Annotated in this window: 15 protein-coding genes and 1 riboswitch; of the genes, 12 read left to right on the forward strand and 3 right to left on the reverse strand. The window is 73.3% G+C overall.

Translation table 11 applies throughout. From position 1 onward, the window contains the following. From ccrA to ACIRVF_RS22975, 7 genes are all read left to right on the forward strand, one after another. The coding region (gene ccrA / locus ACIRVF_RS22945; protein WP_402820735.1) for a crotonyl-CoA carboxylase/reductase at positions 1 to 1328 on the forward strand (1328 nt) is incomplete at its 5' end. After that, positions 1328 to 3358 carry a protein meaA gene (locus tag ACIRVF_RS22950; RefSeq protein ID WP_402820737.1) on the forward strand — a complete coding sequence of 677 codons (2031 nt, stop codon included), beginning with the start codon at positions 1328 to 1330 and terminating at the stop codon, positions 3356 to 3358. The genes ccrA and ACIRVF_RS22950, both read left to right, overlap by 1 nt. A 43-nt stretch (positions 3359 to 3401) precedes the next feature. After that, a complete protein-coding gene (locus tag ACIRVF_RS22955) occupies positions 3402 to 4364 on the forward strand; it encodes an HpcH/HpaI aldolase/citrate lyase family protein (RefSeq protein WP_380412918.1) in 963 nt (320 codons plus the stop codon). An 11-nt stretch (positions 4365 to 4375) separates the two neighbouring features. Further along, positions 4376 to 4879 carry a MaoC family dehydratase gene (locus tag ACIRVF_RS22960; protein WP_402820742.1) on the forward strand — a complete coding sequence of 168 codons (504 nt, stop codon included), beginning with the start codon at positions 4376 to 4378 and terminating at the stop codon, positions 4877 to 4879. 149 nt (positions 4880 to 5028) lie between these two features. Further along, a complete protein-coding gene (locus tag ACIRVF_RS22965) occupies positions 5029 to 6231 on the forward strand; it encodes an acyl-CoA dehydrogenase family protein (RefSeq protein WP_402820745.1) in 1203 nt (400 codons plus the stop codon). A 516-nt stretch (positions 6232 to 6747) separates the two neighbouring features. Next, positions 6748 to 7440: a phosphatidylserine decarboxylase gene (locus ACIRVF_RS22970; RefSeq protein ID WP_402820748.1), complete on the forward strand. Its 693-nt coding sequence runs from the start codon at positions 6748 to 6750 to the stop codon at positions 7438 to 7440. Further along, positions 7427 to 8305 (forward strand): CDP-alcohol phosphatidyltransferase family protein, encoded by an 879-nt coding sequence (locus tag ACIRVF_RS22975; protein ID WP_402820751.1) that lies wholly within the window; start codon positions 7427 to 7429, stop codon positions 8303 to 8305. Before ACIRVF_RS22970 ends, ACIRVF_RS22975 begins: the two co-directional genes overlap by 14 nt. 66 nt (positions 8306 to 8371) lie before the next feature. On the opposite strand, the gene ACIRVF_RS22980 is transcribed toward ACIRVF_RS22975, so the two are convergent. The 3 genes from ACIRVF_RS22980 to ACIRVF_RS22990 form a co-directional block, all read right to left on the reverse strand. Beyond that, on the reverse strand, positions 8372 to 9646 hold the full coding sequence (locus ACIRVF_RS22980) for a hypothetical protein (RefSeq protein WP_402820754.1): 1275 nt from the start codon (positions 9644 to 9646) through the stop codon (positions 8372 to 8374). 763 nt (positions 9647 to 10409) lie between these two features. Then, on the reverse strand, positions 10410 to 11531 hold the full coding sequence (locus tag ACIRVF_RS22985; RefSeq protein WP_402820757.1) for an alpha/beta hydrolase family protein: 1122 nt from the start codon (positions 11529 to 11531) through the stop codon (positions 10410 to 10412). A gap of 152 nt (positions 11532 to 11683) precedes the next feature. Next, a complete protein-coding gene (locus ACIRVF_RS22990) occupies positions 11684 to 12379 on the reverse strand; it encodes a helix-turn-helix domain-containing protein (RefSeq protein ID WP_402820760.1) in 696 nt (231 codons plus the stop codon). Positions 12380 to 12573: 194 nt separating this feature from the next. Then, positions 12574 to 12736, forward strand: a riboswitch (cobalamin riboswitch). 120 nt (positions 12737 to 12856) lie between these two features. Between ACIRVF_RS22990 and ACIRVF_RS22995 the strand changes: the two genes are divergently transcribed. The 5 genes from ACIRVF_RS22995 to ACIRVF_RS23015 are packed head-to-tail and all read left to right on the forward strand — an operon-like array spanning position 12857 to position 19505. Further along, the gene (locus tag ACIRVF_RS22995; RefSeq protein ID WP_402821254.1) at positions 12857 to 13810 is read left to right on the forward strand and encodes a cobalamin biosynthesis protein; all 954 of its coding nucleotides are present in this window, start codon (positions 12857 to 12859) and stop codon (positions 13808 to 13810) included. Beyond that, a complete protein-coding gene (locus ACIRVF_RS23000; protein ID WP_402820763.1) occupies positions 13807 to 15321 on the forward strand; it encodes a cobyric acid synthase in 1515 nt (504 codons plus the stop codon). The genes ACIRVF_RS22995 and ACIRVF_RS23000 overlap by 4 nt, the downstream gene beginning before the upstream one ends. Further along, entirely contained in the window at positions 15318 to 17507 is a 2190-nt protein-coding gene (locus ACIRVF_RS23005) for a putative cobaltochelatase (protein ID WP_402820766.1), read from the forward strand. Before ACIRVF_RS23000 ends, ACIRVF_RS23005 begins: the two co-directional genes overlap by 4 nt. 5 nt (positions 17508 to 17512) lie before the next feature. Next, on the forward strand, positions 17513 to 18118 hold the full coding sequence (cobO, locus tag ACIRVF_RS23010; protein ID WP_030285582.1) for a cob(I)yrinic acid a,c-diamide adenosyltransferase: 606 nt from the start codon (positions 17513 to 17515) through the stop codon (positions 18116 to 18118). Between the two features lie 4 nt (positions 18119 to 18122). Continuing rightward, a complete protein-coding gene (locus tag ACIRVF_RS23015; protein WP_402820769.1) occupies positions 18123 to 19505 on the forward strand; it encodes a cobyrinate a,c-diamide synthase in 1383 nt (460 codons plus the stop codon). The last annotated feature ends 51 nt before the right edge of the window (positions 19506 to 19556 follow it).

Below are 19556 nucleotides of genomic sequence, written 5' to 3' on the forward strand. Positions count from 1 at the left end.
TCCTCGACGCGATCCTCAGCTCCGACGCCACGTCGGCGGACTTCGCGGCGCTCAAGCTCCCCGAGTCCTACCGGGCGGTCACGCTCCACAAGGACGAGGAGCAGATGTTCGCCGGCCTCGACAGCCGCGACAAGGACCCCCGCAAGTCCCTTCACCTCGACGAGGTGGCCCTGCCCGAGCTGGGCCCGGGCGAGGCCCTGGTCGCCGTCATGGCCAGCTCGGTGAACTACAACACCGTGTGGAGCTCGATCTTCGAACCGGTCTCCACCTTCGGCTTCCTGGAGCGCTACGGCCGCCTCTCCCCGCTGACCAGGCGCCACGACCTGCCCTACCACGTCCTCGGCTCCGACCTCGCCGGCGTCGTGCTGCAGACCGGCGCCGGCGTCAACACCTGGAAGCCCGGCGACGAGGTCGTCGCCCACTGCCTCTCGGTCGAGCTGGAGTCCCCCGACGGCCACAACGACACGATGATGGACCCCGAGCAGCGCATCTGGGGCTTCGAGACCAACTTCGGCGGCCTGGCCCAGATCGCCCTGGTCAAGACCAACCAGCTGCTGCCCAAGCCCAAGCACCTGACCTGGGAGGAAGCCGCCTCCCCCGGCCTGGTCAACTCCACCGCCTACCGCCAGCTCGTCTCCCGCAACGGCGCCGGCATGAAGCAGGGCGACAACGTCCTGATCTGGGGCGCCAGCGGCGGCCTGGGCTCCTACGCCACCCAGTACGCCCTGGCCGGCGGCGCCACCCCGATCTGCGTGGTCTCCAGCGAGGCCAAGGCCGACATCTGCCGCGCGATGGGCGCCGAGGCGATCATCGACCGCTCCGCCGAGGGCTACCGCTTCTGGAAGGACGAGCACAACCAGGACCCCCGCGAGTGGAAGCGCCTCGGCTCGAAGATCCGCGAGTTCACCGGCGGCGAGGACGTCGACATCGTCTTCGAACACCCCGGCCGCGAGACCTTCGGCGCCTCCGTCTACGTCACCCGCAAGGGCGGCACCATCGTCACCTGCGCCTCCACCTCCGGCTACATGCACCAGTACGACAACCGCTACCTGTGGATGTCCCTCAAGCGCATCGTCGGCTCCCACTTCGCCAACTACCGCGAGGCCTTCGAAGCCAACCGCCTGATCGCCAAGGGCAAGATCCACCCCACCCTCTCCAAGGTCTACACCCTGGAGGAGACCGGCCAGGCCGCCCTCGACGTCCACCACAACAAGCACCAGGGCAAGGTCGGCGTCCTGTGCCTCGCCCCCGAAGAGGGCCTCGGCGTCCGCGACCACGAACTGCGCGAGAAGCACCTTCCGGCCATCAACCGCTTCCGGGACGTGTGATGACCGACGCTCAGAAGCGCGACCGCCCCTGGCTGATGCGCACCTACGCCGGCCACTCCACCGCGAGCGACTCCAACGCGCTCTACCGGCGGAACCTGGCGAAGGGCCAGACCGGCCTTTCCGTCGCCTTCGACCTGCCGACCCAGACCGGCTACGACTCCGACCACATCCTCGCCCGCGGCGAGGTGGGCCGGGTCGGCGTCCCGGTCGGCCACGTCGGCGACATGCGCACCCTGTTCGACGGCATCCCGCTCGAACAGACCAACACCTCCATGACGATCAACGCCACCGCGATGTGGCTGCTGGCGCTCTACCAGGTGGTCGCCGAGGAGCAGGGCGCCGACATCGCCAAGCTCACCGGCACCACCCAGAACGACATCGTCAAGGAGTACCTGTCGCGCGGGACGCACGTGTTCCCGCCCGGCCCGTCGGTGCGCCTGATCACCGACATGATCGCCTACACGGTCGGCAACATCCCCAAGTGGAACCCGATCAACATCTGCAGCTACCACCTGCAGGAGGCCGGGGCCACGCCCGTCCAGGAGATCGCCTACGCGATGTGCACCGCCATCTCGGTGCTCGACGCCGTCCGCGACTCCGGGCAGGTGCCCGCCGAGCGGATGGGCGACGTGGTCGCCCGGATCTCCTTCTTCGTCAACGCCGGCGTGCGCTTCGTCGAGGAGATGTGCAAGATGCGCGCCTTCGCCCAGCTCTGGGAGAAGGTCACGCTGGAGCGGTACGGCGTCACCGACGCCAAGCAGCGCCGGTTCCGCTACGGCGTCCAGGTCAACTCGCTCGGGCTGACCGAGGCCCAGCCGGAGAACAACGTCCAGCGGATCGTCCTGGAGATGCTGGCCGTCACCCTCTCCAAGGACGCCCGCGCCCGCGCCGTCCAGCTGCCCGCCTGGAACGAGGCGCTCGGCCTGCCCCGCCCGTGGGACCAGCAGTGGTCGCTGCGGATCCAGCAGGTGCTGGCCTACGAGTCGGACCTGCTGGAGTACGGCGACCTCTTCAACGGCTCCGAGGTGGTCGAGGCCAAGACCGCCGCGCTGCTGGCGGGCGCCGAGGCGGAGATCGCCAAGGTGCTGGAGATGGGCGGGGTCATCCCGGCCGTCGAGTCCGGCTACCTCAAGTCCAACCTGGTCGCCTCGCACGCCTCCCGCCGGGCCCGGATCGAGTCCGGCGAGGACAAGATCGTCGGCGTCAACTGCTTCGACACCACCGAGCCCAGCCCGCTCACCGCCGACCTGGACACCGCGATCATGGTGGTCGACCCGGCCTCCGAGCAGTCCGTGCTCGCCGCCCTGGAGGCCTGGCGCGAACAGCGCGACGAGGCCGCCGCCCAGCAGGCGCTGGCCGAGCTCAAGGCCGTCGCCGCCACCGAGGCCAACCTGATGCCGGCCACCCTCGCCTGCGCCCGGGCGGGCGTCACCACCGGCGAGTGGTCCTTCGCCCTGCGCGAGGTGTTCGGCGAGTACCGCGCCCCCACCGGTGTGGGCGGCGCGCCCGTCGCGGTCGCCGCCGAGCCCGGCGGGGAGCTGGAGCAGGTCCGCGCCGCCGTCGCCGCCACCGCCGAGGAACTGGGCGCCGGCAAGCTGCGCCTGCTGGTCGGCAAGCCCGGTCTGGACGGACACTCCAACGGCGCCGAGCAGATCGCCGTCCGGGCCCGCGATGCCGGGTTCGAGGTGGTCTACCAGGGCATCCGGCTCACCCCGGAGCAGATCGTCTCGGCCGCCGTGGCGGAGGACGTGCACTGCGTGGGCCTGTCCATCCTCTCCGGCGCCCACTCCGAGCTGGTGCCGGACGTCCTCAAGCGGCTGCGCCGCGCGGGGGTGGAGGATGTCCCGGTGATCGTGGGTGGCATCATCCCGGCAGCGGACGGCGAGGCCCTCAAGGCCGCCGGCGTCGCCGCCGTGTTCACCCCGAAGGACTTCGGCATCACCACCATCATCGGCCGGATCGTGGACGAGATCCGGCTCGCCAACAAGCTCCAGCCGTGGACGCCCGCACCGACCGCGGCCACGAACTGACCAGCTGACCAGCTGACCACTGGGAAGGAACCGAACCACCCTCATGACGACCGTCAACCGCCTGCGCCCGCGCCGCTCCTGCCTCGCCGTACCGGGCAGCAACCCGCGCTTCCTGGAGAAGGCCCAGGGCCTCCCGGCCGACCAGGTCTTCCTCGACCTGGAGGACGCCTGCGCCCCGCTGGTCAAGGAGAGCGCCCGCCACAACATCGTCGACGCGCTGAACAACGGCGACTGGGGCAACAAGACCCGCGTCGTCCGCGTCAACGACTGGACCACCCACTGGACCTACCGCGACGTGATCACCGTGGTCGAGGGCGCCGGCCCCAACCTCGACTGCATCATGCTGCCGAAGGTCCAGGACGCCGAGCAGGTCAAGGCGCTCGACCTGCTGCTCACCCAGATCGAGAAAACCATGGGCTTCGAGGTCGGCAAGATCGGCATCGAGGCGCAGATCGAGAACGCCAAGGGCCTGATCAACGTCGACGCCATCGCCGAGGCCTCGCCCCGGCTGGAGACCATCATCTTCGGCCCCGCCGACTTCATGGCCTCGATCAACATGAAGTCCCTGGTGGTCGGCGAGCAGCCGCCCGGCTACGGCGCCGACGCCTACCACTACATCCTGATGCGCATCCTGATGGCCGCCCGCGCCAACGACCTCCAGGCGATCGACGGCCCCTACCTGCAGATCCGCAACCAGGAGGGCTACCGCGAGGTCGCCCGCCGCTCCGCCGCCCTCGGCTTCGACGGCAAGTGGGTGCTGCACCCGGACCAGGTCGCCGCCGCGAACGAGATCTACTCGCCCTCGCAGGAGGACTACGACCACGCCGAGCTGATCCTCGACGCCTACGACTACTGCACCTCCGAGGCGGGCGGCGCCAAGGGCTCCGCGATGCTCGGCGACGAGATGATCGACGAGGCCAGCCGCAAGATGGCCCTGGTCATCGCCGGCAAGGGCCGGGCCGCCGGCATGCAGCGGACCACCAAGTTCGAGATCCCGGAAAGCTGAGGACCCGACCCATGCAGTTCGGACGCACCTACGAGGAGTTCGAGGTCGGCGCGGTCTACAAGCACTGGCCCGGCAAGACGGTCACCGAGTACGACGACCACCTCTTCTGCCTGCTCACCATGAACCACCACCCGCTCCACATGGACACCAACTATGCGGAGAAGACGACGGACTTCGGCAGGAACGTCGTGGTGGGCAACTACATCTACTCGCTGCTGCTCGGCATGTCCGTCCCGGACGTCTCCGGCAAGGCGATCGCCAACCTGGAGATCGAGTCGCTGCGCCACATCGCGCCGACCTTCCACGGCGACACCATCTACGGCGAGACCACCGTCCTCGACAAGTGGCCGTCCAAGTCCAAGAACGACCGCGGCATCGTCCACGTGGAGACCAAGGGGTACAAGCAGGACGGCACGGTCGTCTGCGTCTTCCGCCGCAAGGTGATGGTGCCGACCGAGACGTACATCAAGGAGCGCGGCGGCGAGCAGCCCGGGCGCCCCGAGCCGCTCTCCTGAACCTCTCCCCTCTATAGAGACCCCGGACGGGGAGGCCGCCGTCATCGGCCGACCCCCACCCGGTCGGGGGCCCTGCTGCCGCAGCCACGCCGGCAGGGCCCCCGGAAATCCCCCCCCCCCGCCCTCTTCAGACATTCCGGAGCCGCACGATGGGACGCCTCGCACAGACCGACGGCCTCACCGAGATCCAGCGGGACATCCTCGCCACCGTGCGGGATTTCGTCGACAAGGAGATCATTCCGGTCGCGACCGAGCTGGAGCACAAGGACGAGTACCCGACCGCCATCGTCGAGGGCATGAAGCAGCTCGGGCTGTTCGGCCTCACCATCCCCGAGGAGTACGGCGGCCTCGGCGAGTCCCTGCTCACCTACGCCCTGGTGGTCGAGGAGATCGCCCGCGGCTGGATGTCGGTCTCCGGCATCGTCAACACCCACTTCATCGTGGCGCACATGATCAACGCCCACGGCACCCAGGAGCAGAAGGACTACTTCCTGCCGAAGATGGCCGCCGGCGAAATCCGCGGCGCCTTCTCGATGTCCGAGCCCGGCCTCGGCTCCGACGTTTCGGCCATCTCCACCAAGGGCGTCAAGGACGGGGAGTTCTACGTCCTCAACGGCCAGAAGATGTGGCTCACCAACGGCGGCACCTCCACCCTGGTCGCGGTCCTGTGCAGGACCGACGAGGGCGGCAACACGCCGTACAAGAACATGACCACCTTCCTGATCGAGAAGACGGCCGGCTTCGGCCCGAACCCGACCGTCCCCGGCCTCACCGTGCCCGGGAAGATCGAGAAGATGGGCTACAAGGGCGTCGACACCACCGAGCTGGTGCTGCAGGACGTGCGGATCCCCGCCGACCGCATCCTCGGCGGCGTCCCGGGCCGCGGCTTCTACCAGATGATGGACGGCGTCGAGGTCGGCCGCGTCAACGTCGCCGCGCGCGGCTGCGGCGTCGCCCGCCGCGCCTTCGAGCTCGGCATCTCCTACGCCCAGCAGCGCTCCACCTTCGGGAAGAAGATCGCCGAGCACCAGGCGATCCAGTTCAAGCTCGCCGAGATGGCCACCAAGGTCGAGGCCGCCCACCAGATGATGGTCATGGCCGCCCGCAAGAAGGACAGCGGCGAGCGCAACGACCTCGAAGCGGGCATGGCCAAGTACCTGGCCTCGGAGTACTGCAAGGAGGTCGTCGAGGACGCCTTCCGGATCCACGGCGGCTACGGCTTCTCCAAGGAGTACGAGATCGAGCGCCTCTACCGCGAGGCCCCGATGCTGCTCATCGGTGAAGGAACTGCGGAGATCCAGAAGATGATCGTCGGGCGCCGGCTCCTGGAGGAGTACCGGATCGCCGAGTGACCGCCCGGCCTCCCGCCCCGGGCGGGACCGCCGAGTGATTGCGGGGCCGCCCCGATTGACGGGCGGCCCCCTCCGAACCGCCGGTCGACGGGCGTGCGGGCCCGTCCCGGCAGAGTGCCGTGCCCCGTCACGGCCCGGCCTGGTCCGCCAGGGTCCGGCACGGCCTCCGGAAAGCGGCCGCAGGGCGTACAGCTGCAGCGACGCGCCCTGCGGCCGCTTCCGTACACCTTCTTCCGGCCGCTACGGGCCGTGTCCCCCACGGGTTCCGCGCCCCACCCCGCTGAGACAAGAGTCACCAGCCGTGTCCGGTCCCTTGGGAACCGGACCGGGGCGAGCTACGGTCGTAGAGGCGGGACACGTGCACGCGCTCCCACCGGACACATGAACGAGCAGGCGGGTTGCCCACCCACCGTGTGCTCCCGATAGCATCCACCGGGACAGCAAGCCGTCCCTCTATTACCGATCCCGCGGTGGCCCCCGTCCAGCGGCCATGATCCCCCGCGACAAAGGTCTTCGATGCCCATCAGCCCGTCCCCTCACACCTCCGTCACGGACAGCGATGCCCTCGCATCCCCGACGGCCGGTCGGCGACCCCGCGTGACCATCGCGCGCGGAGCCACCCCCTGGTTCGTCCCCACCCTCGCCACGGCCGCCGTGACCACCGCCCTCACCCGGCGCAACGGCAAGTGGGCCCTGGCGGCGGTACCGGCCTGTGCGCTCAGCGCGGGCATGCTGTGGTTCTTCCGCGACCCCGAGCGTGAGATCGGCACGGGCAGAGTGATCTCCCCCGCCGATGGCGTGGTGCAGAGCATCGACGCCTGGCCGGACGGCCGCACCCGCGTCGCGATCTTCATGAGCCCGCTGAACGTCCACGTCAACCGCGCGCCCCTGCCGGGCACGGTGACGTCGGTCGAGCACGTCGCGGGCGGTTTCGTGCCGGCGTTCAACAAGGACAGCGACCAGAACGAGCGGGTCGTCTGGCACTTCGACACCGAGCTCGGCGACATCGAGATGGTGCAGATCGCGGGGGCCGTGGCCCGCCGCATCGTGCCGTACGTGGCCGCCGGAACCAAGGTCGAGCAGGGCGACCGGATCGGCCTGATCCGGTTCGGCTCCCGGGTCGACACCTACCTGCCGGCCGGCGTCGAGGTCGGCGTCGAGGTCGGCCAGAAGACCACAGCCGGGGTGACGCGCCTTGACCGTGACTGAACCTGAGACAATCGTCGGCCTGGACGACGAGGAGACGGCCCTGCGCCGCCGCCGCTGGGCGCGCGACCGCGAGCTGCGTGCCCCGCGCTCCCCGCAGCACCTGTCCACCGCCGACTTCCTGACCCTGGGGAACGCCGTCTGCGGCTTCCTGGCGATCTACTCGATCACCACCGGGGTCCTGATCCCGCACATCACCAACCCGGACGCCGCTCCGGACCGGCACAGCGCGGCCACCGCCGTCACGCTGCTGCTGATCGGCTCGATGTGCGACCTCTTCGACGGCCTGGTGGCGCGGAAGCTCCGCTCCTCCGCCCTCGGAGCCGAACTCGACAACCTGGCCGACCTGATCAGCTTCGGCATCGCGCCGGCCTACTTCGTCGCGGTCTGGGGCATGGTCTCGCAGGGCTCCAACCGGACGCTCTCGGCGCTGATCGCGCTGACCGTGCTGCTCGCGGTGGTGCTGCGGCTGGCCCGCTTCTCGGCCGTCAAGATGCGGCCCGGGGTGTTCCAGGGCATGCCCTGCCCGATGGGTGCGATGACGGTGATCGCCATCGTGCTGCTCGACCCGCCGTTCCTGCCCGGTCTGCTCGCCATCTTCGGCGCGGCGTACCTGATGGTCAGCCGGATCGAGTACCCGAAGCCGCAGGGGCTGCTGGCCACCGCCACGCTCTGCTGGGTCGTGGTGGCGATCGGCTGCCTGGCCGCCTGGGCGACCGGCCTGCCCGGTGGCGACACGTTGATGCACGTCGGCGCGTTCGCCCAGATCACCCTCGCCGCGATGGCGCCGCTGCTGGTCATCCGGCGCAAGGTGGGGCAGAAGGTCGGCGACGTCCGCGCCCGGCGGGCGGAGTCCCGGCTCGGCTGAACCGCCTCGATGTGGGAAGGGCCCGGAACCGTCTGGTTCCGGGCCCTTCTTCGTGCGCTTCTCTCCTCACGCACCACCGGAGTGGACGCTGAAGGCGGAGCGGCGGGCCGCGCGGGCCACGCCCGGGTCCGGGTGCACACCGGAGACCGCCGTCAGCACCGAGGCCGCCCGGGGGTGACCGGACTGCCGGGCGCGGGCGAACAGCCGCACCGGGTCACCCGCCGAGGCGCCCTCGACGTGGCCCACCAGCAGCTCCGTCTCGCCGTGGTCCAGCACCGCCGCCGCGGTGTCCACCCACAGCCAGGCCGCGTCCTCGGCGCCCAGCACGTCCGCCGGGGAGACCCCCTCGTCGGAGCGCTCGGCCAGCCACAGGAGCGCGTACGGGCGCAGCACCGGCTCGTCCACCGAGGCCCGCACCGCCTGCTCGGCCGGGCCGCCGGCCACCCGCAGCGCCTCGAAGGCCAGCCCGCGCACCAGCGCGTCGTCGCCCTGGGCGGCTTCCAGCAGCTCGGCCACCGCGCGGTCCGCAGGGCGGGCCGCCACCCAGGCGCGGAACTCCGCCCGCGCCGGGCCCGGCGAGTAGTCGGCGCAGGCGTTCAGCAGCTCGAAGGCGCTCTGCTCGATGTGCCCGGCCGCGGTCTGGGCGACCGTGCAGATCTCCTCCAGCTTCGCCCGCACCGCCCAGTGGCCCAGCGGGGACAGCTCGGCGGCATCGTTCCTGCGCACCACGGCACCGACCGCCGCCAGGCCGTCCAGCATCCAGTCCAGGACGGCGGCCACGTCGGAGGGGGCGGCCGGGGTGTCGATCTGCGGCGCCCGGCAGGTGCCGCGGACGGCGGACACCGCAGAGGCGGCGTGCGGCACCGGCGACAGGCCCGGGTTGCCGAGGCCTGCGCCGACCCGTCGCTCGTCCAGGCCGCGGCGCAGCAGCTCCAGCAGCTCGCTCTCGGCCACCGGGCCGTCGACCAGGTGCAGGAAGGACAGCAGCTGGGGAGCCTGGTCCACGGCCTGGCCGGCCAGGACGGCGAACACCCCGCGCAACGCGGCGGGCGGCACCGGGGCGAGCAGCGTCCAGGCGTCGAACAGCCCGGACCAGCCGCGCACCACGGCCTCGTCGTCGTGCTCCCAGGCGTGCAGCCGCCAGCCGGGGCCCGCACCGCCGTCCCGGGCCTCCACCAGGCCCACCAGCAGCGCCTGGCCCCACGCCTTGGCGGCGGCGCCGACCGTCATCGCCAGCGCCCGGCCGGCGGCGCGGGCGTCCTCCGGGAGCAGCTCGCCGCGCTTGTCGACCTCTTCCAGGTCCCCGGCCCAGCGGGCGATCCGGACGGCGTCCACCAGCATCCGGCGGGCCAGCGGCGCCAGCTCGGCCGGCGCGGGGAAGCCCTCCGGGACCGGAACCCGGCCTCGGCCGGGTGCCGGCGCGGGCCCTCGTCGCCGGGGTACACCGGCCCCGCCCGGCCTGCCACCGGAGGGCCGGTGGGCCGTACCGGGAAGACGGGTCACCGTCGCACCGGTACCGATCGTCGGCGGGAGCGGGGCATCACGGTCGCGCGGGTTCCGAGACGTCACGTCGAGCAGTCTTCCCCTTGCACGGGCCTTCTGTCACATCCGGTTGTCCGTACGACCGCTGGACCGGGTACCGCACCTCCGCAAGATCGGGCAACAGTGGCAAACCGCCTGGCCGGAAACGTGTGGCGGGGTCATGCCAGGTATGCGGCGAGGCGTCGCACTGACCGTTCGGTCGGTCACCCTCCGTGCCGGGAGCGGGGCGTTCCGGAACCGCGGGAGCGGGTCGGGCGGAAGCGGAGGGCTGGAATCCGGCCAGGTGGCATGTGCCTGCGGGGTGGTGGTGATGCGCAGGAAGTCGGCGGGGTCGACTGCCGTGCGGTGGAGGGTGCTCCGATTTCCGAGGTTCGGGAGCAAATTTCCTCCTTTACCGCTTTACCGCTTTACCGGTTCACCGCTTCGCCCGGCACCGTTCGGCGGCGCGGCCGCCGTTATCGGACTCGGTGCGGCGGATTCGGTGCGGCGGATTCGGTGCGGCGGATTCGGTGCGGCGGATTCGGTGCGGCGGGGTCGGAGCAGCGGGGGCAGAACAGCGGGGTCAGAGCAGCGGGGTGAGCCAGCGCCGGAGGAGTTCGGTGTAGTGCTCGGGGGCGGAATTCCACAGGGCCGCGTGTCGGGCGCCCGGGAAGCGCTGGAGGTTCACCACGTCGGGGCGGGCGGCGGCCAGGCGCTCCACGGTGGCGAAGGGGGCGAACCGGTCGTCCGGACTGTGCAGGACCAGGGTGGGCACCCGCAGGTCCGCGCCCTCCGCAAGGCGGGAGAAGTCCGCGAGGTCCACCCCCGTACGGCCCTGGGCGGCCAGCGCGCCCAGTTCGGCGGAGACACCGGTGAAGCCGGTCCTGGCGGCGTCGCGGCGTGCCGCGCTCGGGAGGTCGAGGACCGGCGAGTCCAGGACGAGCCCGCTGACCGCGTGCGCCCAGGCGGAACGGGAAACGGTCTGCAGGACCGTGGTGGCGCCCACCGACCAGCCGTAGAGGATCACCCGGCCCGCGCCGCTGTCCAGGGCCAGCCGCACCGCCGACTCGACGTCCCGCCACTCGGTCTCGCCGAAGTGGCTGTAGCCGTCGGGGGAGGCCGGGGCGCCCGCGTCGCCGCGGTAGGTGACGGCGAGGGCCGGCAGGCCGAGGCGGTGCAGGGCGGGCAGCACCGGGAGGGTCTGCTGGCGGTCGGCCTCCGGGCCGTGCACCAGGATCACCCAGGTGCCACGTTTGCCGTCGATCCGCCAGGCGGGCAGGGCGCCGAGCTCGCCGTCGGCGGCGGTCGCGGTGAAGGCCAGGCCGAACGCCTGGGCGGGGTCGCCCAGGTGCACGCGCGGGGTGAAGCGGACCTCGGTACCGGGCCTCAGGGTGCCCCGGTCGGCCCGGACCAGCCGACGGGTGACGCTCTGTGCGTCGCGGTGCAGGATCTCCTCGACCACCGCGTGCCCGTCGTCGTCCCACTCGACCGCCCAGCGGCCGGGCAGCAGGCTCTCGGGGCGGCGGCTGAACGTGACCCGGCCGGCGCCGAGGCTCTGCACGACCACCGGCCCCGCCTCCGGCTCCACCGGCCCCGGCACCCCGGGGCGGACCATCCGCTCGGAGGCCCGGCGGCCGACCACCAGGACGGCGGCCCCCGCCCCGACGGCGGCGGCCGCCACGACGGCTGCGGTTCCCCAACGCATTTCGTTCCCCGCTCTGTTTCACGGACCGGACGGTGTTCGAGCACCAGTCCACCGGAACTCCTCCGTTCCGGCCACCGGGCGGGCCCGTCCGGCGGAACGGACCTGCGGCCTGTCGGGCCGGTGGGACCGACGGACTGTCGGGCCGGTGACGGTCAGACGGGGATGGCGGGGCCCTGGGTGCTGAGGAGGTGCCAGAAGCGGGGCGTGAGGGGCTGTGTGGCGGCCCGGGGCTGGGTGGTGGTGCCCCAGTGGGAGGGGACGTGGTGCTCCTGGTGGAGGACCGGGAGGACGGCGGCGAGGTCGGCCTCCGGGACGGGCACCAGGCGGGCGAGCGGGCCCAGGTGGGGCTGCCAGCGGCCGGCCACGCACTGGCGCAGGAGGCGGTCGAGGGCCTCGCCGCGTCCGGTGGCCTCGACCAGTTCGGTCAGCCGCAGGCCCAGCACCTGGGCGAGGGCGTGGGTCTGGTCCGGGTCACCGTCCCACTGGCCGGTCAGTTCGGCCTGCCGGTAGGCGGGCAGCGACACTCCGGCCCGCTCGGCGACGGTCTCCTGGGGGAGCTCCCGGGCGAGGCGGTGGTCACGCAGGCTCACCGGGCGGCCGTCCATCAGTTGGTCGGCCGGGCACCAGAGGGCCCTGGCCAGTGCGACGAACTCGGCCTCGCCGGGGCGCAGCTCGCCGTTCTCCCAGGCGAGCACGTGGCCGGGCAGCAGCCGTACGCCGTGGGCGGCCATGCCCTCGGCGACCTGTTCGGGGGTCAGCCCGAGGCCGGCCCGGTGGGCGCGGGCGGCCTCGGGTGAGAACGGGACGGGAGAAGGGGCGGCAGTGGTGGGGGACTTTCTGCGGCGCATGGCACCGAACCGTAGGTGCGGTGCCCGGCCCGGCCCAGCCGACGAACGCACGAAGTGGAGCTGACGGGCCCTCCCCCGTGCTGGGCGATCGCACAGGTCCGGTACCCGTGGCGGGTGTGACCGACCCCTCCTTGACCTCGGTTGACTCCCGGTTCGGCCGCGTGATGGGATCCTGGGGCCAAACGGAGGCATGGAGAGGAAGCCGGTGCGAGTCCGGCGCGGTCCCGCCACTGTCACCGGGGAGCACGCTCGGAATCCCTCCTCGCCCGCCATCGCGCAGGAGGGGCCCATCACGGCGGGCCGTCAGGAGCCGCTGGAGGGCGCGGGGGTGCGTTCGACCCGGAAGCCAGGAGACTCTCGGCCCCCGGTACGTCGATCCAGGGCGCGGACCCTGAGTGAGGACACCCACGCGATGCAGGCTGCCCCGCCCCGTCGGACTCCGAGCTGCCCGTCGAGCTGCCTGCCGCCGTGCGCCCGCTGACCCGGGCCGCCGCCTTCGCGCTGGGGTCCGTCGCGGGATACGCCGCCGACGCCCGTTTCGCCGACCCGCGCCGCGGCCACCCCGTCGCCCTCTTCGGCAGCGCCGCGACCCGTCTGGAGCGCCGCGTGTGGCGCGACCACCGTGCCGCCGGAGCCGGGTACACGGCGCTGTGCGTGGGCGCGGTCGCGGCCGGCGCGCTGGCGCTGGACCGTACGCTCGGGCGCCGTCCGGCGGGCCGGGCCGCGCTGGCGGCCGCCGCGACCTGGACGGTGCTCGGCGGCACCTCGCTGACCCGGGAGGCGCGCACCATCGGCCGCTCGCTGGCCGCGGGCGATCTGACGGCCGCCAGGGAGCGGCTGCCGCACCTGTGCGGGCGGGATCCGAGCGCGCTGGACGGGCAGCAGATCGCCCGGGCGGTGGTCGAGTCGGTGGCCGAGAACACCGCCGACGCGGTGGTGAACGCGCTGGCCTGGGGCGCCCTGGCCGGCGCCCCGGGGCTGCTCGCCTTCCGCGCCGTCAACACCCTGGACGCCATGGTGGGCCACCGCTCGCCCCGCTACGCCCGCTTCGGCTGGGCCTCGGCCCGGCTGGACGACGTCGTGGGCTGGCCGGGCGCCCGGCTGACCGCGCTGCTGACGGTGGCCGCCGCGCCCGAGCCGCGGACCGCCTGGCGGGTCTGGCGCCGGGACGGCTCCGCGCACCCGAGCCCGAACGCCGGCCAGGCCGAGTCGGCCTTCGCGGGCGCGGTGGGCGTACGGCTCGGCGGGACGCTCCGGTACGGCGAGCGAGTGGAGCACCGGCCGGTGCTGGGCGCCGAGTTGCGGCCGGTGACGGTGGACGACATCGAGCGGGCCTGCACGCTGTCCCGGCGGGTGGGCGCGCTGGCGCTGGGTACGACGGTCGCGGGGCACGTCCTGCTGCGGATGCTGTTCGGGAGGGGTGGAGCATGAACAACGCGCTGCTGGTCGCCGGGACGACCTCGGACGCGGGCAAGAGCGTGGTGACGGCCGGGATCTGCCGTTGGCTGGCCCGTCAGGGCGTGCGGGTGGCGCCGTTCAAGGCGCAGAACATGTCGCTGAACTCCTTCGTCACCGCCGACGGCGCCGAGATCGGCCGTGCCCAGGCGATGCAGGCGCAGGCCGCCCGGGTGGAGCCGGAGGCGGCGATGAACCCGGTGCTGCTGAAGCCCGGCGCGGACGGCCGCAGCCAGGTGGTGTTGCTCGGCCGGCCGGTCGCCGAGGTGGGCGCGCTGGACTACCGCGAGCGCAAGCCCGTTCTGCTGGAACGCGCCCTGGAGTGCCTGGCGGACCTTCGCCGGCGCTACGACGTGGTGGTGTGCGAGGGTGCCGGGTCGCCCGCCGAGATCAACCTGCGGGACCGGGACATCGCCAACATGGGCCTGGCCACGGCCGCCGCCCTGCCCGTGGTGGTGGTCGGGGACATCGACCGCGGCGGGGTCTTCGCGGCGATGTACGGGACGCTGGCGCTGCTGTCCGCGGAGGACCAGCGGCACGTGGCGGGCTGGTTCGTCAACAAGTTCCGCGGCGACGCCCGGCTGCTGGCACCCGGCCTGGAGATGCTGCACGAGCTGACCGGCCGTCCGGTGCTGGGCACGCTGCCGATGCTGCCGGGGCTGTGGCTGGACGCCGAGGACTCGCTCGACCTGTCCACCGTGGTGGACCGGGCGGAGGGGCCCGGCCCGCTCGGGGCGGACGTGCTGCGGGTTGCCGTGGTGCGCTTCCCCCGGCTGTCCAACTTCACCGACCTGGACGCGCTGGCGCAGGAGCCCGGCGTGCTGGTGCGCTGGGCGACCCGGCCGGAGGAGCTGGCCGACGCCGACCTGGTGGTGCTGCCCGGCAGCCGGGCCACGGTGGCGGACCTCGCCTGGCTGCGTGAGCGCGGCCTGGAGCCGGCGCTGAAGGCCCGGGCGGCGGCCGGGCTGCCGATCCTCGGGGTCTGCGGCGGTTACCAGATGCTGGCGCGCTCGATCGACGACGCGGTGGAGTCGAAGGCGGGCCTCGTCGACGGGCTCGGTCTGCTGCCGACCGACGTCCGCTTCGGCGCCGAGAAGGTGCTGGCGCGGCCGGTCGGCGAGGCGTACGGCCAGCGGGTCGAGGGCTACGAGATCCACCACGGGGTGGTGTCCGTCGAGGGCGGCGAGGCCTTCCTCGACGGCTGCCGGGTCGGCTCGGTCTGGGGCACCACCTGGCACGGCGCGCTGGAGAACGACGGCTTCCGCCGTGAACTCCTGCGCGAGGTCGCCGAGTTGGCCGGGCGGGCGTTCGTTCCGGCGCCGGACACCTCCTTTGCCGAGGCCCGCGAGGCCCGGTTGGACCGGCTGGGCGACCTGATCGAGGAACACGCGGACACCGACGCGCTGTGGAAGCTGATCGAGGGCGGGGTGCCGGCGGCCGGAACGCTGCCCTTCCTCCCGCCCGGGGCACCTGGGAGTGACGCATGAGTGACGTCCGCTATCCGTTCACCGCGATCGTCGGCATGGCCGACCTGCGGCTCGGGCTGCTGCTGAACGCGGTCTCCCCGGCCGTGGGCGGCGTGCTGGTGCGCGGTGAGAAGGGCACCGCGAAGTCGACCATGGTGCGCGCGCTGGCCGGGCTGCTGCCCTCCATCGCCGCCGTGGACGGCTGCCGCTTCGCCTGCGACCCGGCCGCGCCGGACCCGCAGTGCCCGGACGGGCCGCACACCGCCGCCGCGAGTCACGAACGCCCTTCCCAGCTGGTCGAGTTGCCGGTCGGCGTGGCCGAGGACCGGATCGTCGGCTCGCTCGACCTGGAGCGCGCACTGGCCGAGGGCGTGAAGGCGTACGAGCCCGGGCTGCTGGCCAAGGCGCACCGCGGCGTGCTGTACATCGACGAGGTGAACCTGCTCCAGGACCACGTGGTCGACCTGCTGCTGGACGCCGCCGCGATGGGCCGCTCGTACGTCGAGCGCGAGGGCGTGTCGGTGCGGCACGCGGCGCGGTTCCTGCTGGTCGGCACCATGAACCCGGAGGAGGGCGAGCTGCGGCCGCAGCTGCTCGACCGCTTCGGCCTGACCGTCGAGATCGCCGCCACCCGGGACCCCGCCGAGCGCGCCGAGGTGGTCCGGCGCCGGCTCGCGTACGACGCCGACCCGGCCGGCTTCGCGGCACGGTTCGCGACACAGGAACGGGAACTGGCCGAACACATCACCGCCGCGCGGGAGTTGCTGCCCAAGGTCGAGCTCACCGACGCGGCTCTCCGTCAGATCACCGCTGTGTGCGCGGCGTTCGAGGTGGACGGGCTGCGCGCGGACATCGTGATGGCCCGCACGGCGGTCGCGCTGGCCGCCTGGGACGGGCGGACGGAGGTGCTGGAGGAGGACGTCCGCAAGGCCGCCCAGCTGGCCCTGCCGCACCGGCGCCGGCGCAACCCCTTCGACGCGCCGGGGCTGGACGAGGAGCAGTTGGACCGGACGCTGGAGGAGCACTCCCAGCCGGAGGAAGAGGAACCGGAGCCCGAGGGCGACGGTCCCGGTCCGGACGCTCCCGGTCCGGACGGGGACGGCGGTGACGGCGGCCCCGACGGCGGCCCCGACGGCGGCGGCGGTCCGGAGGGCGGCGGCCCCGACGGCGGCGGCGCCCCCGAGCCGTTCGACGGCGGCGCCCAGGAGGCCTCCGCCCCGGAGAGCGGCACCCCGGAGTCCGAGCCGCCCGCGCAGCAGCCCGTCCCCGCCCAACACCCCTCCCCCGCCCGGGAGTCTGCGCCGGTCGCCGCCGGGGACCCGTACCGCACCCGGCTGTTCACCGTGCAGGGCACCGGCCACGGCGCCCAGGGCCGGCGCTCCCCCGCCGAGACCACCGGCGGGCACACCGTCCGGGCCCGCCGACCGCAGGGCACCCTGAGCCGGCTGCACCTGACCGCGACCCTCCGGGCCGCCGCGCCGCACCAGGTGGCGCGCGGGCGGGACGGCCGGGCACTGGTGCTGCACAAGGACGACTTCCGCGAACAGGTGCGCCAGGGACGGGAGTCCAACCTCGTCCTGTTCGTCGTGGACGCCTCCGGCTCGATGGCCGCCCGGCAGCGGATGACCGCCGTCAAGGGCGCGGTGCTGTCGCTGCTGATGGACGCCTACCAGCGCCGGGACAAGATCGGCATGATCACCTTCCGGGGTGCGGACGCCGAGCTGGCGCTACCGCCCACCTCCTCGGTGGAGGTCGGCGCGGCCCGGCTGGAGTCACTGCCCACCGGCGGCCGCACCCCGCTGGCCGCCGGCCTGCTGCGCGCCCACGAGGTGCTGCGGGTCGAGCGGCTGCGCGACCCGAACCGGCGCCCGCTGCTGGTCGTGGTGACCGACGGGCGGGCCACCGGCGGGCGGGACGCGCTCGCCCGCTCGCAGCGCGCGGCCGCGCTGTTCGCCGCCCAGGGCACGGCCAGCGTGGTGCTGGACTGCGAGTCCGGACCGGTCCGCCTGGGCCTCGCCCGCACCCTGGCCGGGCTGCTCGGCGGCAGCGCCGTCAGCCTGGAGGAGCTGCGCGCGGAGGGCGTCGCCTCGCTCGTCCGCGACAGCCGCTCCGCGGGCCGTACGACCACCGGTCCGACCGGTCCGACCACTGCGACCAGTCCGACCAGTCCGACCACTCCGACCGCTCCGATGCGAAAGGCGGCCTGACCGACATGCCCAAGGGTGTCCCCGAGAGCGTTCCCGACGACGGCCTGACCACCCGCCAGCGCCGTACCCAGCCGATCACCGCCGTGCACACCGGCCCCGGGAAGGGGAAGTCCACGGCCGCCTTCGGCATGGCGCTGCGGGCCTGGAACCAGGGCTGGTCGGTCGGGGTGTTCCAGTTCGTGAAGTCCGCCAAGTGGAAGGTCGGCGAGGAGAACGCGCTGCGCGTGCTCGGCGCCTCCGGCGAGGGCGGCAGCGTGGACTGGCACAAGATGGGCTCCGGGTGGTCCTGGATCCAGCGCTCCGCCGAGCAGGAGATGACCAGCGAGGAGGCGGCCAAGGAGGGCTGGGAGCAGGTCAAGCGGGACCTCGCGGCCGAGACCTACCGCTTCTACGTGCTGGACGAGTTCACCTACCCGATGCACTGGGGCTGGATCGACCCCGAGGAGGTCGTCTCGGTGCTCAAGGACCGCCCGGGCAGCCAGCACGTCGTCATCACCGGCCGGTACGCCCCGGAGGCGCTGACCGGATTCGCCGACCTGGTCACCGAGATGACCAAGGTCAAGCACCCCATGGACGCCGGCCGCAAGGGCCAGCGCGGCATCGAGTGGTGACCTCTTGAGCACCGTCCCCCGCCTCGTCGTCGCCGCACCCTCCTCCGGCGCCGGCAAGACCACCGTCGCCACCGGCCTGATCGCGGCGCTCGCCGCGCGCGGGCTGGCGGTGTCGCCGCACAAGGTCGGCCCGGACTACATCGACCCGGGCTACCACGCGCTCGCCGCCGGGCGCCCGGGCCGCAACCTGGACGCCTTCATGTGCGGGCCGGAACGGATCGCCCCGCTGTTCCTGCACGGGGCCGCGGGGGCGGACGTCGCCGTGGTCGAGGGGGTCATGGGTCTGTTCGACGGGGCCTCCGGGCGTGGGGAGCTGGCGTCCACCGCGCACGTCGCCAAACTGCTGCGGGCGCCCGTGGTGCTGGTGGTGGACGGCTCCTCGCAGTCCCGCTCGGTGGCCGCGCTGGTGCACGGCTTCGCGTCCTGGGACCCGCAGGTGCGGCTGGCCGGGGTGATCCTCAACCGGGTCGCCTCCGACCGGCACGAGCAACTCCTGCGCGAGGCCCTGGAGGAGGGCTCCGGCGTGCCCGTCCTGGGCGCGCTGCGCCGCTCGGCGGCGGTGGCCACGCCGTCCCGCCACCTCGGGCTGATCCCGGCGGTGGAGCGCTCGGCCGAGGCGCTCAAGGCGGTCGCGGACATGGGCTCCCTCGTCGCGGACTCGGTCGATCTGGACGCCGTCCTGGAACTCGCCCGCACCGCGCCGGAGTTGGACGCCGAGCCGTGGGACCCCTCGGCGGAGGTCACGCCGGTCGCCGGAAGGCCGCGGATCGCGGTGGCGGGGGGCGCCGCGTTCTCCTTCTCGTACGCCGAGAACGCCGAACTGCTCGGCGCGGCGGGCGCGGAGGTCGTCCCCTTCGACCCGCTGCACGCCTCGGAACTGCCGGAGGGCACGGCCGGGCTGGTCGTCGGCGGCGGCTTCCCGGAGCTGTACGTGCGGGAGTTGAGCGGGAACGCCGCGCTGCGCTCGGCCGTCGCCGCGTTCGCCGCCACGGGCGGGCCCATCGCCGCCGAGTGCGCCGGACTGCTTTACCTGGGGCGGGAGTTGGACGGCCTGCCGATGTGCGGGGTGCTGGACACCACCGCCCGGATGACCGAACGGCTCACCCTCGGCTACCGGGAGGCCGTCGCCCTGCACGACTCCCCGCTCGCACCGGCCGGCGCCCGGGTGCGCGGGCACGAGTTCCACCGGACGGTCTGCGAACCGGGCGCGGGCGACCACCCGGCCTGGGGCTGGCGCCTGCCGACCGGGCCGCGGACGGAGGGCTTCGCGGGCGGCCACGTGCACGCCTCGTACCTGCACCTGCACTGGGCGGGGACGCCCGAGCTGGCCTCGTCGTTCGCGACGGCCGCGGCGGCTTTCAACGGCCGGGGCGGGGCGGGGTCCTGAAGCCGGGGGACCGGGGCCCCGAAGCCGGGGCGGAACCGGGGACGCGGCCGT

It is taken from the genome of Kitasatospora sp. NPDC101157, assembly GCF_044768255.1.
GTDB lineage: Bacteria > Actinomycetota > Actinomycetes > Streptomycetales > Streptomycetaceae > Kitasatospora.

Coding starts and splice junctions, on each gene's coding strand:
- ACIRVF_RS22950 (WP_402820737.1), top strand. CDS start 1,328: ATGACCGACGCTCAGAAGCGCGACCGCCCCTGGCTGATGCGCACCTAC.
- ACIRVF_RS22955 (WP_380412918.1), top strand. CDS start 3,402: ATGACGACCGTCAACCGCCTGCGCCCGCGCCGCTCCTGCCTCGCCGTA.
- ACIRVF_RS22960 (WP_402820742.1), top strand. CDS start 4,376: ATGCAGTTCGGACGCACCTACGAGGAGTTCGAGGTCGGCGCGGTCTAC.
- ACIRVF_RS22965 (WP_402820745.1), top strand. CDS start 5,029: ATGGGACGCCTCGCACAGACCGACGGCCTCACCGAGATCCAGCGGGAC.
- ACIRVF_RS22970 (WP_402820748.1), top strand. CDS start 6,748: ATGCCCATCAGCCCGTCCCCTCACACCTCCGTCACGGACAGCGATGCC.
- ACIRVF_RS22980 (WP_402820754.1), bottom strand. CDS start 9,646: ATGCTGGTGGACGCCGTCCGGATCGCCCGCTGGGCCGGGGACCTGGAA.
- ACIRVF_RS22985 (WP_402820757.1), bottom strand. CDS start 11,531: ATGCGTTGGGGAACCGCAGCCGTCGTGGCGGCCGCCGCCGTCGGGGCG.
- ACIRVF_RS22990 (WP_402820760.1), bottom strand. CDS start 12,379: ATGCGCCGCAGAAAGTCCCCCACCACTGCCGCCCCTTCTCCCGTCCCG.
- ACIRVF_RS23000 (WP_402820763.1), top strand. CDS start 13,807: ATGAACAACGCGCTGCTGGTCGCCGGGACGACCTCGGACGCGGGCAAG.
- ACIRVF_RS23005 (WP_402820766.1), top strand. CDS start 15,318: ATGAGTGACGTCCGCTATCCGTTCACCGCGATCGTCGGCATGGCCGAC.
- cobO (WP_030285582.1), top strand. CDS start 17,513: ATGCCCAAGGGTGTCCCCGAGAGCGTTCCCGACGACGGCCTGACCACC.